The organism is Pseudomonas sp. DSV-1 (genome assembly GCF_035830915.1).
In the GTDB taxonomy this organism is placed as follows: Bacteria; Pseudomonadota; Gammaproteobacteria; order Pseudomonadales; family Pseudomonadaceae; genus Aquipseudomonas.
Genome location: NZ_JAYMYG010000001.1, coordinates 692109 through 706653, shown reverse-complemented (window position 1 = coordinate 706653; position 14545 = coordinate 692109). Strand labels below are relative to the sequence as shown.

Annotated in this window: 10 protein-coding genes; 5 read left to right on the top strand and 5 right to left on the bottom strand. The window is 57.6% G+C overall.

The features are described 5' to 3' along the window. The first annotated feature begins 1 nt into the window (after position 1). The 3 genes from VSQ83_RS03325 (at position 2) to VSQ83_RS03315 (ending at position 3467) form a co-directional block, all read left to right on the top strand. Entirely contained in the window at positions 2 to 655 is a 654-nt protein-coding gene (locus VSQ83_RS03325; RefSeq protein ID WP_133079755.1) for an ABC transporter permease, read from the top strand. Next, positions 652 to 1809, top strand: a complete 1158-nt coding sequence (locus VSQ83_RS03320; RefSeq protein ID WP_326425282.1) for an osmoprotectant ABC transporter ATP-binding protein OsmV — start codon at positions 652 to 654, stop codon at positions 1807 to 1809. Before VSQ83_RS03325 ends, VSQ83_RS03320 begins: the two co-directional genes overlap by 4 nt. Before the next feature lie 494 nt (positions 1810 to 2303). Beyond that, positions 2304 to 3467 (top strand): type III PLP-dependent enzyme, encoded by a 1164-nt coding sequence (locus VSQ83_RS03315; RefSeq protein WP_133079757.1) that lies wholly within the window; start codon positions 2304 to 2306, stop codon positions 3465 to 3467. Positions 3468 to 3511: 44 nt separating this feature from the next. Here VSQ83_RS03315 and VSQ83_RS03310 read toward each other — a convergent pair whose 3' ends face one another. From VSQ83_RS03310 to VSQ83_RS03295, 4 genes are all read right to left on the bottom strand, one after another. Then, the gene (locus VSQ83_RS03310; protein WP_219260943.1) at positions 3512 to 4525 is read right to left on the bottom strand and encodes an alpha-xenorhabdolysin family binary toxin subunit B; all 1014 of its coding nucleotides are present in this window, start codon (positions 4523 to 4525) and stop codon (positions 3512 to 3514) included. 17 nt (positions 4526 to 4542) lie between these two features. Then, a complete protein-coding gene (locus tag VSQ83_RS03305) occupies positions 4543 to 5772 on the bottom strand; it encodes an alpha-xenorhabdolysin family binary toxin subunit A (RefSeq protein ID WP_326425279.1) in 1230 nt (409 codons plus the stop codon). 194 nt (positions 5773 to 5966) lie between these two features. Beyond that, positions 5967 to 6728 carry a tetratricopeptide repeat protein gene (locus VSQ83_RS03300; RefSeq protein ID WP_219260947.1) on the bottom strand — a complete coding sequence of 254 codons (762 nt, stop codon included), beginning with the start codon at positions 6726 to 6728 and terminating at the stop codon, positions 5967 to 5969. A gap of 2 nt (positions 6729 to 6730) precedes the next feature. Then, positions 6731 to 7411, bottom strand: a complete 681-nt coding sequence (locus VSQ83_RS03295; protein WP_133078554.1) for a Fe2+-dependent dioxygenase — start codon at positions 7409 to 7411, stop codon at positions 6731 to 6733. A gap of 217 nt (positions 7412 to 7628) precedes the next feature. Here VSQ83_RS03295 and VSQ83_RS03290 point away from each other — a divergent pair, with 217 nt between their 5' ends. Together VSQ83_RS03290 and VSQ83_RS03285 are read left to right on the top strand one after the other, a co-directional pair. Further along, a complete protein-coding gene (locus tag VSQ83_RS03290; protein ID WP_219260948.1) occupies positions 7629 to 9941 on the top strand; it encodes a TonB-dependent receptor in 2313 nt (770 codons plus the stop codon). A 180-nt stretch (positions 9942 to 10121) separates the two neighbouring features. Continuing rightward, positions 10122 to 12656, top strand: a complete 2535-nt coding sequence (locus VSQ83_RS03285; protein WP_133078556.1) for a PepSY domain-containing protein — start codon at positions 10122 to 10124, stop codon at positions 12654 to 12656. A 138-nt stretch (positions 12657 to 12794) separates the two neighbouring features. On the opposite strand, the gene VSQ83_RS03280 is transcribed toward VSQ83_RS03285, so the two are convergent. Beyond that, complete coding sequence (locus VSQ83_RS03280) at positions 12795 to 14534, bottom strand: PTS fructose-like transporter subunit IIB (protein WP_326398505.1); 1740 nt, start codon at positions 14532 to 14534, stop codon at positions 12795 to 12797. Between the last annotated feature and the right edge of the window lie 11 nt (positions 14535 to 14545).

The window sequence follows — 14545 nt, the reverse complement described above, 5'->3', positions numbered from 1 at the left end:
CATGGAATTTTTGAACGCCTTTTCCCACATGGACTGGTCGCTAGTCTTACAACTGACCCTTCAACACATCAGCCTGGTCGGCATCGCCGTGATTCTGGCGATCCTGATCGGCGTGCCGCTGGGTGTGTTGATGACACGCTTCCCGACACTGGCCGGCCCTCTGCAAGCCAGCGCCACCGTGCTGCTGACCATTCCGTCCATTGCCCTGTTCGGCTTGCTGCTGCCGTTCTACTCCAAGTTCGGCCAGGGCCTGGGCCCGATGCCGGCCATCACGGCGGTGTTTCTTTATTCACTGCTGCCCATCATGCGCAACACCTTCCTGGCCCTCACCGGCGTGGAACCGGGTATTCGCGAAGCCGCCCGCGGCATCGGCATGACCTTTGGCCAGCGCCTGCGCATGGTTGAACTGCCCATCGCGGTACCGGTGATTCTCGCCGGTGTACGCACCGCCGTGGTGATGAACATCGGCGTCATGACCATCGCCGCCACCATCGGTGCTGGCGGCCTGGGTGTACTTATTCTTGCTGCAATCAGCCGTAGCGACATGTCGATGCTGATCGTCGGCGCCGTGCTGGTCAGTGTTCTGGCCATCATCGCCGACCTGCTTCTGCAATGGCTGCAACGCTCGCTGACTCCAAAAGGACTGCTCAAATGATCGAACTTCAAAACCTCAGCAAAACATTCCAAAGCAACGGCAAAGACGTAAAAGCCGTGGACTCGGTAAGCCTGACCGTCAACGAAGGCGAGATCTGTGTGTTCCTCGGGCCTTCGGGTTGCGGTAAAAGCACCACGCTGAAAATGATCAACCGCCTGATCAAGCCCACTTCCGGCAAGATCCTGATCAACGGCGAAGACACCACCGACCTCGACCCGGTGACCCTGCGTCGCAATATCGGTTATGTGATCCAGCAGATCGGCCTGTTCCCCAACATGACCATCGAGGAAAACATTACCGTCGTGCCGCGCCTGCTGGGCTGGGACAAGCAAAAGTGCCATGACCGTGCCCGCGAGCTGATGAGCATGATCAAGCTTGAACCCAAGCAGTACCTCAACCGTTATCCGCGCGAACTGTCGGGTGGCCAGCAACAGCGGATCGGGGTGATTCGCGCCTTGGCCGCTGACGCACCGCTGCTATTGATGGATGAGCCGTTTGGCGCGGTCGACCCGATCAACCGCGAGATGATCCAGAACGAATTCTTCGAGATGCAACGGGCACTGAACAAGACCGTGATCATGGTCAGCCACGACATCGACGAAGCCATCAAGCTGGGTGACAAGATTGCGATCTTCCGTGGCGGCAAGTTGTTGCAGATGGATCATCCCGACACCCTGCTCGCCCACCCGGCCGACGACTTTGTCAGCAACTTCGTGGGCCAGGACAGCACGCTCAAGCGCCTGCTGCTGGTCAAGGCCGAAGACGCCGCGGACAACGCGCCGTCGGTGAGCCCGGAAACCCCGGTGGCCGAAGCGCTGGAACTGATGGACGAACTCGACCGTCGCTATGTCGTCATGACATGTGCCGACAACAAGGCTCTGGGCTATGTGCGCCGTCGTGACCTGCACCGCCAGAGCGGTACGTGCGGCCAGTACCTGCGCGAATTCACCGCCACTGCCGCGTCCGAGGAACACTTGCGCATCCTGCTGTCGCGCATGTATGAGTTCAACCGTTCGTGGTTGCCGGTCATGGACACCGAGCGTGTGTTCCAGGGTGAAGTGACGCAAGAATCGATTGCCGCCTACCTGAGCTCGGGCCGCTCACGTGGGGCCAAGACCAGCATTGTCTCGCCGGCGGATATTGCGTTGGCGTAACTGCTCTCGGTGCTGGCTTGCATCCCGATGCAGGCGACTCGATCGTTCTGCTTGACCGCGTTGAGGCCATCGCGGGCAAGCCACGCTCCCACAAGGACGAAAGCCCCTGTGGGAGCGGGCTTGCTCGCGACACTGGCGACTCGGTCACTCTGTTTACCCGCCCTTGCGGCCCCCGTAAAAGCGCTGCGCGCGAACTCCTCAGTGTCACAAAGGTCGGTTACTTAAATAACTGTCCGCGCCCCCACGACGAACGCGTACAAAAACGCGACATTTTTTGTTGATCTCAACGCACTCACCCCCTAAAGTTCGCGCCGAACATCCATGCTGGAAACGATCCATCCGGCTCAAGTACTGACGACGAGACAGCAAGGTCCATTTACCTTTTTTGCTTTCGGCGGACATGCCTTGGGAAGTAGGCGAACCAAAGTGGGGATACGGAGGATGTTCAGTTGCGCCCATTTATTTATGACGTTTGCCACTAGGAGTCCCTCAGCATGTCGATCAAGGTCGAAGACTATTACGCGCGCGATACCTTCAACAAAATGAAGGCCTTCGCTGACACCCAGGAAACCCCGTTCGTGGTGATCGACACCGCCATGATCAGCAAGGCTTACGATGACCTGCGTGCAGGCTTCGAATTTGCCAAGGTGTACTACGCAGTCAAAGCCAACCCAGCCGTCGAAATCATCGACCTGCTGCGCGACAAGGGTTCGAGCTTCGACATCGCTTCGATCTACGAGTTGGACAAAGTGATGGACCGAGGTGTTAGCCCGGATCGCATCAGCTACGGCAACACCATCAAGAAATCCAAAGACATTCGCTACTTTTACGACAAAGGCGTGCGCCTGTTCTCCACCGACTCCGAAGCCGACCTGCGCAACATCGCCAAGGCGGCTCCAGGTTCGAAGATCTACGTTCGTATTCTGACCGAAGGCTCGACCACGGCTGACTGGCCTTTGTCGCGCAAATTCGGCTGCCAGACCGATATGGCCATGGACTTGCTGATCCTGGCCCGTGACCTGGGCCTGGTGCCGTACGGCATTTCGTTCCACGTGGGCTCCCAGCAACGGGACATCAGCGTATGGGATGCGGCCATCGCCAAGGTCAAAGTGATCTTCGAGCGCCTGAAAGAAGAAGACGGTATCGTTCTCAAGCTGATCAACATGGGCGGCGGCTTCCCGGCCAACTACATCACCCGCACCAACAGCCTGGAAACCTACGCCGAAGAAATCATTCGCTTCCTGAAGGAAGACTTCGGTGACGACCTGCCGGAAATCATTCTGGAGCCGGGCCGTTCGCTGATTGCCAACGCCGGTATCCTGGTCAGTGAAGTGGTACTGGTAGCCCGTAAATCCCGCACCGCCGTGGAGCGCTGGGTTTACACCGACGTGGGCAAATTCTCTGGCCTGATCGAAACCATGGACGAAGCCATCAAGTTCCCGATCTGGACTGAAAAGAAAGGCGAAATGGAAGAAGTCGTGATTGCCGGCCCAACGTGCGACAGCGCCGACATCATGTACGAAAACTACAAGTACGGCCTGCCGCTGAACCTGGCGATCGGTGATCGTCTGTACTGGCTATCGACCGGTGCCTACACCACCAGCTACAGCGCGGTTGAGTTCAACGGCTTCCCGCCGCTGAAGTCTTTCTACCTGTAAAAACAGGCCCCCCGGCCAAGTGGCCGGGGGGCTGTCATTACCGTCTAGCGACTGATCCGCCGCAAGAAACGCTGAAACCCTGCCAGCTCTGCCGATGCCTGCTGCATCGCGTTATCGTTGACCTCTGTGGTCGAATGAACCCGGCTGATAAACACCCCAAGCCCTCTGACAACCAACCTCATGTTGTCAACCCAGTACGCCCGAGCCTCAACCAGTTCAGCGTGACGCCTGATTTTCTCTGCACGCTCTTTCAATACCCGAGCATCTGTCACGTTTTGGTTTTGCAGCACTCTCACGTCAGATAACGTGTCGTTTATTTTGTTGCGCGCCTGAGTCAACGCAAACAAGCGATAGCCACCGTCAAAAAAGCCAAGGTACTGCGTCAGGCGCTCAAGAGCCGCCACGACGACATCCGCCTCTGCCTTTCCAACCAGTGCCGACGTTAAAAGCGTCTGGATCTGCTCGGCGGTCGGCAGTAAATCCCTTATGTGATCCAGCCAGGTTCGGGATTGAAGAATAGTGACGGCAGCGTCTATAACCTGTTTATCTGCCCTCAACTTGTCTTTTTGTACTTGCAGCATGACCGCCTGTTGTTCCAACTCATCAAGCCTGGCTGCATCATACGCGAGCAAGGGATCAGAATAATGTTCCAGGTTGAGTCCTTCACCTTCATCGACCCATAATGCTATTTGATGTTTGGCGGCCCCAACAGCACTTACAATGCGACCGACCCGCAGGGCACAGGTATCATTGAGCGCACTTAATGCAGAGGCTTGCACTTCAACGGCCAACTCGGTATGAGCATGAATGGCCCCCCACTGTTCCAGCAGCCCATCGAAACCCGCGCTGTCCACCACCACTTCCAGATGGCGTACTTGATCGACAATAGTGCGCGCACTATTGCTCAGGTTTTTGGCCGCCAGATTCAAACGCTCTTGTAAAGATGGAATAAAATCGTATTCACGATTCACCGCCACCGCATTGAATTTTCTCAGCCCGGCAAACACACCCGGCATATCAGGATTTTCAAACACCATGAGTCCATTGTCCCTATTCATGAATTAAGTCCCTTCACTCAATGACGCCCATCAATAATTTCATTAAACGCGTTGGATATCTGCACGCTGTAGTCTTTAACACGCGTCCAGGGATTCAACAGTTGTGAAAAATCCAGTTTGAACCGGTGTAGCCGGGCAAGGTCATCCACCCCCTCCAACTGATAGGCCGCTTCATCGAGGTATTTGACAATGTAGCCCCAGACTTGCGCCAACTGCTTGGCCCCCTGCTCGGCGCCGAGCATTCGGCTGCGCAAATCTGTAAAGCGCTGCTGAGTGGCATCCAGCACAATGGCCAGCCTTTCCTGCTCATGACTGCCTTGTCTTGCGACTTCGCGCTCGGCAATCAGTTTGTTTTTTCGGGCCCGTGTCGCTTCGGCTTTCACACCAAATATCCCGCCCGTGATGGCCAAGCCTACAGGCCCCAGAAAAAACCCTGAATGGCCATACAACACTTGGGTTTTATAGTCCTTGATCAACTGATCAATTTCACCGTCCAGCTCTTTAATACGCGCGACCAGCACTTCGCGCTCCCTGGAGTGCCCTCTCCTGGCATACGCATCTAGCTTGCCGTTGACTTCGTGAATCAACTCGTCAGACAACACCCGCTCAAACTCGGCCGCCAAGGCACCCACCGCCGTGGCTTTATTAATATAAGCGTCGGTGTCTTTTTTAATCAGCAGCACATACTCCCTGACAATGCGGACGGCCTTGAGTTCTGTTGAGTTCAGAATAATCGCCTTCAACTCGGCTTCTTCTTTCTCGGTCAATTCATTAAGGGTGCCCGTGAGAAAACGCTCGAATTCGATCTTATTGATCAGCTCAATAATGCCATTGGCCGTCGTAATAAAACTGTCCGAAAACCTGTTAAGTTGCCGACTAAGCTCTTTTGTATCACGCTCCAGCGCCGACCATGTACCGGCGTGTTGCACAACACGCTGATGAAACGACTGGATACTTGCAGGCTCTAGCCCCGGCACGTTCTCTGTATTCGCCCCGAACCATGCCACGATCTTATTGTAATCGACCGGCAATGTTCGAGATTCACGCACATAAGCACGGACACTGTGTATATCACTGCGCCGAATAATAAACCCCAGTTCATCTTTTGAAACCGCGGCGTTCTTTTCACCCGCCAACACCTGAATATACTGCGAGGGCAAGTAGATGGCCGCTTCCAAGGACGTCATTTCCTCAAGCGGCCTGGCATCTTCAACACTCTCAACGAGGGCGTAATTATCACCTTGCATATTAAATCCCTTTAAATAATTATCCTGCCAAAACAGGATCAATCTTCAAAGGACATCAATCAATTACACCACTACCCGGCAACTCGTAAGACAACGATAAAAACAAAAAAGAATACGTACCCTAACAATCCATGGCCCATTCAGATCTTCTAAAACACCGCGTACGAGCATTACCCGCCGCGGCGTAATGACTATCAGTCGCCGCGGTCCTGCAGCGTATTGATGCGCGCTTGCCAAAGGTCGCTCATTGCCCTGACACGCGGCTCCCTGGCCTCCTGCAGGGCCAGGTAACTCACTCGCAAGAAGTTCAGGTTGCCTTGCGCCAATGCGCGCTCAAACCAGGTCAAGGCCTCATCAACATGACCGGACTCGGCGAGTACCGAGGCATGGCTGAACTGGCCACGAAAATCACCGCCAAGGGCTGAGCGTTCGTACCAGAAGCACGCCGCCTTTTTGTCTGCCGGGCAATACACGCCCTCTTCGAGATAACGCCCCAGCAGATTCATCGACTTGGCATGGCCAGCCTGTGCTGCCACTCCATACAAGGTGAACGCTGCACCCTGGTCTTGCGCCACACCGCGACCGGTAGCCAGCAAGTTGGCATAGTTGTAGAGCGCCCAATCCAAACCGGCCTCTGCTGCCTGACGATATTCCAGGCTGGCCAGCGTGCAATCCACAGGCCCGCCCCAGCCATGTTCCCAGCAACGTCCGAGCATGTTGCGGGCCATGAGGTGGCCGCCATTGGCCGCGATTTGAAACCAGCGCTTGGCCAGCACCGGGTCGCGCTCAATGCCCTGGCCGTCGAGCAGAATCTGACCCAGCAAGGCCTGACCGTCCACTATGCCCTCCTTGGCCGCCATCAAGATGGCCTGGGCAGCTTTCGCCGGGTTTTCAGCCAGCATGGCGCGCAATTGGTCACCATCGAGCACTTCTTCACGGCGCAGTTGAAAGTTCATGGCTAAACCTCGGCCCAGCGGCGCAACAGGTTGTGATAGGTGCCTGTGAGCTGGATGAGGGAGGGATGATCGGGTACGTCGCGGGTCAGTTGCTGGATCGCGCCATCCATTTCAAACAGCAAGGTGCGCTGGCTGTCTTCACGCACCAGGCTTTGGGTCCAGAAAAACGACGCAAAGCGCGCTCCTCGAGTAACCGCATTGACCTTGTGCAAGCTGGTGCCGGGGTACAGCACCATATCGCCAGCAGGCAGTTTGACTTGCTGCACACCGTAGGTGTCCTGAATCACCAGTTCACCGCCGTCATAGTCTTCGGGATCGCTGAAAAACAGGGTGGCCGACAGATCCGTGCGTACCCGCTCGGGGCTGCCTCTGGGCTGACGCACAGCATTGTCGATATGAAAGTCGAAGCTGCCGCCCCCGGTGTAGCAGTTCACCAAGGGCGGAAAGACTTTGTGCGGTAACGCTGCCGACATGAACAGCGGATTTTTCCAGAGCCGGTCCATCATCGCTGCACCAATTTCCTTGGCTAACGGATGGTCTTCGGGCAGTTGCAGATTGTGCTTGGCCTTGGCGGATTGAAAGCCGGCAGTGATTTTGCCGTCAGCCCATTCAGTCTGCTGCAGCGCCTCACGGATGCGCTGCACCTCTTCACGGGAGAACAAGCCGGGGATATGCAGCAACATTACGCAGCACCTGATAGCAAAGGGATGGCAATGGTATTGATTCTTATTGAATGTGTAAAACCCTGTTGCGCCCCTGTAGACGAACGAGTGTGAAAAAACCGTAAAGGCAATTTGTAAAGATTGTAAATTTAGCGCTAATAGTAATGCCTCTCAATTGATAGTCAGAATTGTTTGCCATATATTTCGCGGCTCAAATTCTGGGGGAAGGGATCTTAAAATGTCGCGCCAACAATTAAAAATACCCGTCAGCTCACCACGCTTGCTGGCTTCGGCCATCGGTGTTGCTATCACTGCGAGCTCTGCAGCCCATATGGCTCAGGCCGCTGAAAGCACTGAGAGCAAGGCACAGGGCAACAGTATTTCCCTTGGCGCGACTACCGTTACTGGCGAGCAGACCGAGCAGTCTTATCAAATCGAGAAAGCCAGCTCGTCCAAGTACACCGCGCCGCTGATCGACACCCCCCGCTCGATCACCATCATTCCGCAGCAACTGATCAAAGACACCGCAGCCACCTCGCTGCAGGACGCACTGCGCACCGTGCCGGGCATTACTTTCGGCGCAGGCGAAGGCGGCAACCCACAGGGCGACCGTCCATTTATCCGCGGGTTTGACGCTCAGGGCGACACCTATCTGGATGGCGTGCGTGACACGGGTGCGCAAAGCCGCGAGATCTTCGCCGTAGAAAACATTGAAGTTGCCAAAGGCCCGAATTCGGCCTTCGGTGGTCGCGGCGCGGCAGGCGGCACCATCAACATGGTGAGTAAAAAAGCCCACCTGGGTAACTCCATTGATGGCGGCTGGACCTGGGGTTCGGATCAGACCCAACGCTACACAATGGATGGCAACTATCAGTTCAGCGACACCGTTGCAGGCCGTCTTAACCTGATGAGCCATGAAAGCAACGTGGCCGGTCGCGACAAGGTCAATTACGACCGTTGGGGTATTGCGCCTTCCCTGGCCTTTGGTCTGGGCACCGATACCCGCTTCAACGTCGACTACTACCACATGGAAAGTAACGACCTGCCGGATTCGGGCATTCCTTATGGTTATTCCGTTGGCAATACCCACACGGCTGCCAGCCCGGACAAACCGAACAACGGTGGCGACAGCAGCAACTTCTACGGCCTGACTGACCGCGACTTCCGCAAAACCCGCGCTGATATCACGACCTTTGCGTTTGAGCATGATTTCAGTGACGACCTGCACATCAAGAACACCCTGCGTCACGGCAACTCCATGCAGGACTACATCCTGACCCAGCCGGATGACAGTAAAGGCAACGTCAACAATGGCAGCGTGTGGCGTCGTGCAAATACTCGCGTCAGCAACACCACGACCACGACCAACCAGACCGACCTGTTTGGTGATGTGTACATCGCAGGGTTCAAAAACAGCTACTCCACCGGCATCGAGCTCAGCCGCGAAACCAGCAGCAAGTCGTCCTATAACGTTAACACCGATACCACCCCAGGCAGCCCTGGCAACTCCAGCACTAACTGCACACCTGGCATGATCGGCGCACCTAGCGGCTGGAACTGCACATCCCTGGGCAACCCGAACCCGAATGATCCGTGGAGCGGCTCGATCGCACGCAACTACGCGGGCACCGATACCGCCAGCACCACTCGCGCCATTTATGTAATGGACACTCTGGAGCTGACTCCGGAATGGTTACTGAACATGGGCCTGCGTTACGACCATTTCGACACCAAGTACAAGACGTACACCGGTGCAGGCGCAACGACCGCTAAAGGCTCCGACACCAGCGACTTCTTCTCTGGCCAGTTGGGTCTGGTGTGGAAAGTACGCCCTAACGGCAGCATCTATGTGTCCTACGCTACCTCGGCGACACCTCCGGGTTCGATGGTAGGTGAAGGCAACGAGACCAATACATTGCCAGGCAGCACGGATCGTGCAGGCAATTTGCTGGCCAGCGACATGGAGCCGGAAGAAACCACCAACTACGAAATCGGTACCAAGTGGGATGTACTCAACGACCGCCTGTCCCTGGCAGCTGCGATCTTCCGTACCGAAAAAGAGAACACCCGCGTACAAACAGATGCCACCACCTACGAAAACGCCGGTAAAACCCGCGTCGACGGGATTGAGCTTTCTGCTACCGGTAAAATCACTGACAAATGGCAAGTCTTCGCAGGTTACAGCTACCTGGACGGCAAGCAGCAGGATGGCGGCCCTCTGAACAAGGCCACCGATGGCAACAAATTGCCTAACACGCCACGAAACAGCGCAAGCCTGTGGACTACCTATGCAATTACGCCAAAGCTGACTGTCGGTGGCGGTGCGTTCTACGTGGATGACGTCTTCGGCAACGTTGCTAACTCGACGTATGTGCCGTCCTACACCCGCTACGACGCAATGGCCAGCTACAAGCTGACCAAAAATATCGACCTGCAACTGAACGTGCAAAACCTGACAGACAAGACCTACTACGACAAAGCATTCTCGACTCACTTCGCCAATCAGGCGGCGGGCCGTACAGCCTTGTTGACCACCAGCTTGCACTTCTGATTCGAAGTTGAGCTGTACAGAGCCCCGCCCATCCAATGGTCGGGGCTTTTGTGTAGCCGCTGACGAGGCACGAGGTTGCGATGCGGGCCGCAGGACCACCGACGGGGGCTGCTGCAGCCTCGTGCCTCGTCAGCGGCTATAAGTCTTGAAACATTCAATTGAGCAAGCAAGGCGGTCGTCGTGTTTAAGAAAACACTTTTTCAGCTGCACTGGTTTTTCGGGATCACCGCAGGGCTGGTTCTGGCCTTGATGGGGATAACCGGCGCCACGGTGTCGTTCCAGGACGAGTTGCTGAACTTGCTCAACCCTTCGGTACTCAAGGTCGAAAAACTCGACAGCGGCGTGCTGCCACCCGCCGAGCTGGTGCGCAGGGTCGAGGCCACTGAAGGCAAACAGGTTTCAATGCTGTGGGTGGGCGTGGACAGCGGCACTGCTGCGCGAATTTTCTTCACCCCGCCACCGGGCGAGCGGCGTGGCCAGATGCGCTATGTCGACCCCTATACCGGTACCTATCAGGGTGAGGCCAACGGCCAGGGCTTTTTCGACCTGATGCTGCAACTGCACCGTTTTCTGGCCATGGGCCAAACCGGTCGCCAGATCACCGGCGCCTGTACCCTGATGCTGATTTTCTTCTGCCTGTCGGGGCTGTACTTGCGCTGGCCGCGCAAAGCGTTGAACTGGCGTGCCTGGTTGACGCTGGACTGGGCGAAAAAAGGTCGCAGCTTTAACTGGGACCTGCACGCGGTCGCAGGCACCTGGTGCATGATCTTTTACCTGCTGGCGGCCCTGACCGGTTTGTCATGGTCTTACGAATGGTACAACAAGGGCCTGCAAAAGCTGTTTTCCGACACCCCCAACAGCGAGCAACGCAAAGGCGGCCGTGGCCAACCAGGGCCTGCGGGGCCAGCTCCGGTTGCCGACTACGACGCCATCTGGGCCAGTATCCAGAAAGCCGCGGGACCGGACCTGAGCACCTACAACGTGCGCATGCCGCCAGTGGCAGGACAACCCGCCACGGTGTTCTACCTGCTCAACAGCTCGCCCCACGAGCGTGCGTTCAACCAGATCACGCTCGACCCTGCCACCGGCGCGGTGAAAAAACACGATCGCTTTGAAGCCAAAAGCTACAAGGCACAATTGCTCAGCAGCATTTACGCCCTCCATGTGGGCAGCTACTGGGGCCTGACCGGTCGAATCCTGGTGACCATCGCCAGCCTGACCATGCCGCTGTTCTTTATTACCGGCTGGTTGTTGTACCTGGACCGTCGCCGTAAAAAACGTCAGATCAAACAGGCACGCAAGGGGTTTGCCGCGGTCAGCAACGATGCGCCGTCATGGCTGATCGGCTTTGCCAGCCAAAGCGGCTTTGCCGAGCAATTGGCCTGGCAGACTGCCGGACAACTGCAGGCGGCCGGTCTGCCGGTGCGGGTTCAGCCCTTGGGGGCGCTCAACGAAGACGACTTGCAACAGGCGAGCAACGCTCTGTTTGTGGTCAGCACCTTTGGTGATGGGGAAGCGCCCGACAGCGCCCGTGGTTTTGAACGCAAAATCCTCGGCCAGCCTCTGGGGCTGAACACGCTCAAGTATTCCGTGCTCGCGCTGGGCGACCGTCAATACCCGCACTTTTGTGGTTTTGCCACCCGGGTCCAGCAATGGCTGAGCGAGCGTGGGGCCCAAGCGCTGTTTAGCCCGGTGCAGGTCGACAGCGGTGATGCCGAAGCGCTTCATCAGTGGCAGCAACAGCTCAGCCAGCTCACCGGCGGCGCGCCGAGCGCCAACTGGCAGGCACCGAGCTACAACAACTGGAGCCTTGATCAGCGTGAACTGCTCAACCCCGGCAGCAGCGGTTCGGGGGTTTATCTGTTGGCGCTCACCCCACCCGATGGGAACGCCTCCTGGCAGGCCGGTGATTTGGTAGAAGTCATGCCAAGGCAGTCCACGTGGGCCGTCGAGCACTTCCTTGACGGCCTGGGCCTTTCGGCCAACTCCCCAGTGCAACTCGATGGCCTGCAAGAAACCCTGGCCCAGGCACTGGGCGGCCGCCAACTGCCGGACAATCGCGCTCACCTGGTGGGCATGCACGCCCAGGCGCTGGTCGACGCATTAGTCCCGCTGAACATGCGCGAATACTCCATTGCCTCGATCCCCGAGGATGGGTCATTGCAATTGATCGTGCGTCAGGAGCGGCATGCCGATGGCAGTCTGGGGATTGGTTCGGGCTGGCTGACGGAACATGCCGCCATCGGCTCGGCGATCAGCCTGCGTGTGCGGCGCAACAGCGGCTTTCATCTGCCCGCCGAACCCGTGCCGCTGATTCTGCTCGGTAATGGCACCGGTCTGGCAGGGCTGCGCAGCTTGCTCAAGGCACGGATCGCCCAAGGACAGCAGCGCAATTGGTTGTTCTTTGGCGAGCGTAACGCCGAGCACGACTTTTATTGCCGCGATGAGCTGCAAGGCTGGCTGGCCAGCGGTGATCTGGCACGCCTGGATCTGGCATTTTCGCGGGATCAGGCACAGAAGGTCTACGTGCAGGATCGCTTGCGTGAGTCGGGTGATGAAGTGCGTCAATGGCTGGCAGACGGTGCCGCTATTTATATCTGCGGCAGTTTGCAGGGGATGGCCGCGGGTGTGGACCAGGCACTGATCGACATGCTGGGGGCTGAAGCGGTGGAGTTGCTGATCGAGCAGGGGCGCTATCGCCGCGATGTGTACTAGAGGTTTTCTCTCGGGTTACTAGCCCGACTCCTGTGGGAGCGGGCTTGCTCGCGAAAGGCTCAATGCGGTGAATCAGATCAACTGCATCAAGTCCATCGCGAGCAAGCCCGCTCCCACAAGGTATTGGCTACCAGGCGACTACGCCTTGGCTGTCTCCAGCGCCATTTCCACCGGCTCCGGCCGCTTGATCACTGCATACACCACCGCAGTCAACAGGCTGCCCGCCACAATCGCCAGCAAGTACAGCAGCGCATGGTTGATCGCATTCGGGATCAGCAGCACGAACAAGCCGCCGTGCGGTGCCATCAGCTTGCAGCCGAAGTACATCGACAATGCGCCCGTCAACGCGCCACCCAGGATGCTCGCCGGGATAACCCGCAGCGGGTCTTTGGCGGCAAACGGGATCGCACCTTCAGAAATAAAGCACAGCCCCAGCACCAGTGCCGCTTTGCCCGCCTCACGCTCGGTTTGAGCGAACTTGCGTCGCGCCAGGAAGGTCGCAATGCCCAGCCCGATCGGCGGCACCATGCCCGCCGCCATCGTGGCCGCCATCGGTGCATAACTCTGGGAAGCCAGCAGCCCGACCGAAAACGCATACGCCGCCTTGTTGATAGGCCCGCCAAGGTCGACACACATCATCCCGCCCAGCAACACACCCAACAGAATGGCGTTGGTGGTACCCATGCTGTCGAGGAAGTGGGTGAGGCCCTCGAGCATCCCGGCAACCGGCTTGCCCACCACGTAGATCATCACCAGGCCGGTAAACAGGCTGGCGAACAACGGGATGATCAGAATCGGCTTCAAGGCTTCCAGGCTTTGCGGCAATTGCAGATAGCGATTGATCGCCTTGGCACAATAGCCCGCGATAAACCCGGCAATGATCCCGCCGATAAACCCGGCACCCAGCGTGCTCGCCAACAGACCGCCAATCATCCCCGGCGCCAGGCCCGGACGGTCGGCAATCGAGTAGGCGATGTAACCCGCCAGCAGCGGCACCATCAGTTTGAACGCAGCGTCACCACCGATTTGCATCAGGGCTGCCGCCAGCGTGCCGGGCTCTTTATAGGCAGAGATGCCAAACACGAAGGACAACGCGATCAGCAAACCGCCCGCCACCACCATCGGCAGCATGAAGGACACGCCGGTCAGCAAATGTTTGTAGACCCCGGTTTTTTCTTGCTTGGCCGGTGCTGAGCCGCCCGTCGCGGCGCTCTCTTGCTGGCCTTCGGCCAATGCCTTGTTCAGGGTGGCTTCGGCTTGTTTGAGGGCAATGCCGGTGCCGCAGCGGTAAATCTTTTTGCCGGCAAAGCGCTCGGCAGGCACTTCGATATCTGCCGCCAACAGCACCACATCGGCGTCCCGGATGGCCTCGGCGCTCAACGGATTGCGCGCACCGACCGAGCCTTGGGTTTCGACCTGCAGTTCGTAACCCAATCGCTTGGCCGCCTGCTGCAAGGCTTCGGCCGCCATGAAGGTGTGGGCAACACCGGTCGGGCATGCCGTGACGGCGACGATTTTAGGTGCGCGTTTCTCGCTCTCGACAGGGGCCGAGGATGGCGCAGGCGACGTGTAGATTTGCGCCTCTTTGATCCCGCGCAGCAACACGGCCTCTACATCCTGAAGGGCCTGGGCCGGGGTGCTTTGAAATACCCGTTTACCAATAAAACGCTGCATGTCCAGCGGTGTACTGCTGACCAGCAAAACCCACTCGGCTTCGTCGAGGGTGGCCGCCGACAATTGGCGCTCCGGGTGCTTGGGATCATGCACTTCAACGCTGGTACTCCAGCCCTGGCGCTGCGCGGCCGCATCGAGCAAACGGGCACATAGCACGCTGGTCACCATGCCGTTGGGGCAGCCCGTCACAATGGCTAATTTCATGTGTATCCCTC

Excerpts from the sequence above, each read along its gene's own strand:
- VSQ83_RS03325 (WP_133079755.1), top strand. The coding sequence starts at position 2 with ATGGAATTTTTGAACGCCTTTTCCCACATGGACTGGTCGCTAGTCTTA.
- VSQ83_RS03320 (WP_326425282.1), top strand. The coding sequence starts at position 652 with ATGATCGAACTTCAAAACCTCAGCAAAACATTCCAAAGCAACGGCAAA.
- VSQ83_RS03315 (WP_133079757.1), top strand. The coding sequence starts at position 2,304 with ATGTCGATCAAGGTCGAAGACTATTACGCGCGCGATACCTTCAACAAA.
- VSQ83_RS03310 (WP_219260943.1), bottom strand. The coding sequence starts at position 4,525 with ATGAATAGGGACAATGGACTCATGGTGTTTGAAAATCCTGATATGCCG.
- VSQ83_RS03305 (WP_326425279.1), bottom strand. The coding sequence starts at position 5,772 with ATGCAAGGTGATAATTACGCCCTCGTTGAGAGTGTTGAAGATGCCAGG.
- VSQ83_RS03300 (WP_219260947.1), bottom strand. The coding sequence starts at position 6,728 with ATGAACTTTCAACTGCGCCGTGAAGAAGTGCTCGATGGTGACCAATTG.
- VSQ83_RS03295 (WP_133078554.1), bottom strand. The coding sequence starts at position 7,411 with ATGTTGCTGCATATCCCCGGCTTGTTCTCCCGTGAAGAGGTGCAGCGC.
- VSQ83_RS03290 (WP_219260948.1), top strand. The coding sequence starts at position 7,629 with ATGTCGCGCCAACAATTAAAAATACCCGTCAGCTCACCACGCTTGCTG.
- VSQ83_RS03280 (WP_326398505.1), bottom strand. The coding sequence starts at position 14,534 with ATGAAATTAGCCATTGTGACGGGCTGCCCCAACGGCATGGTGACCAGC.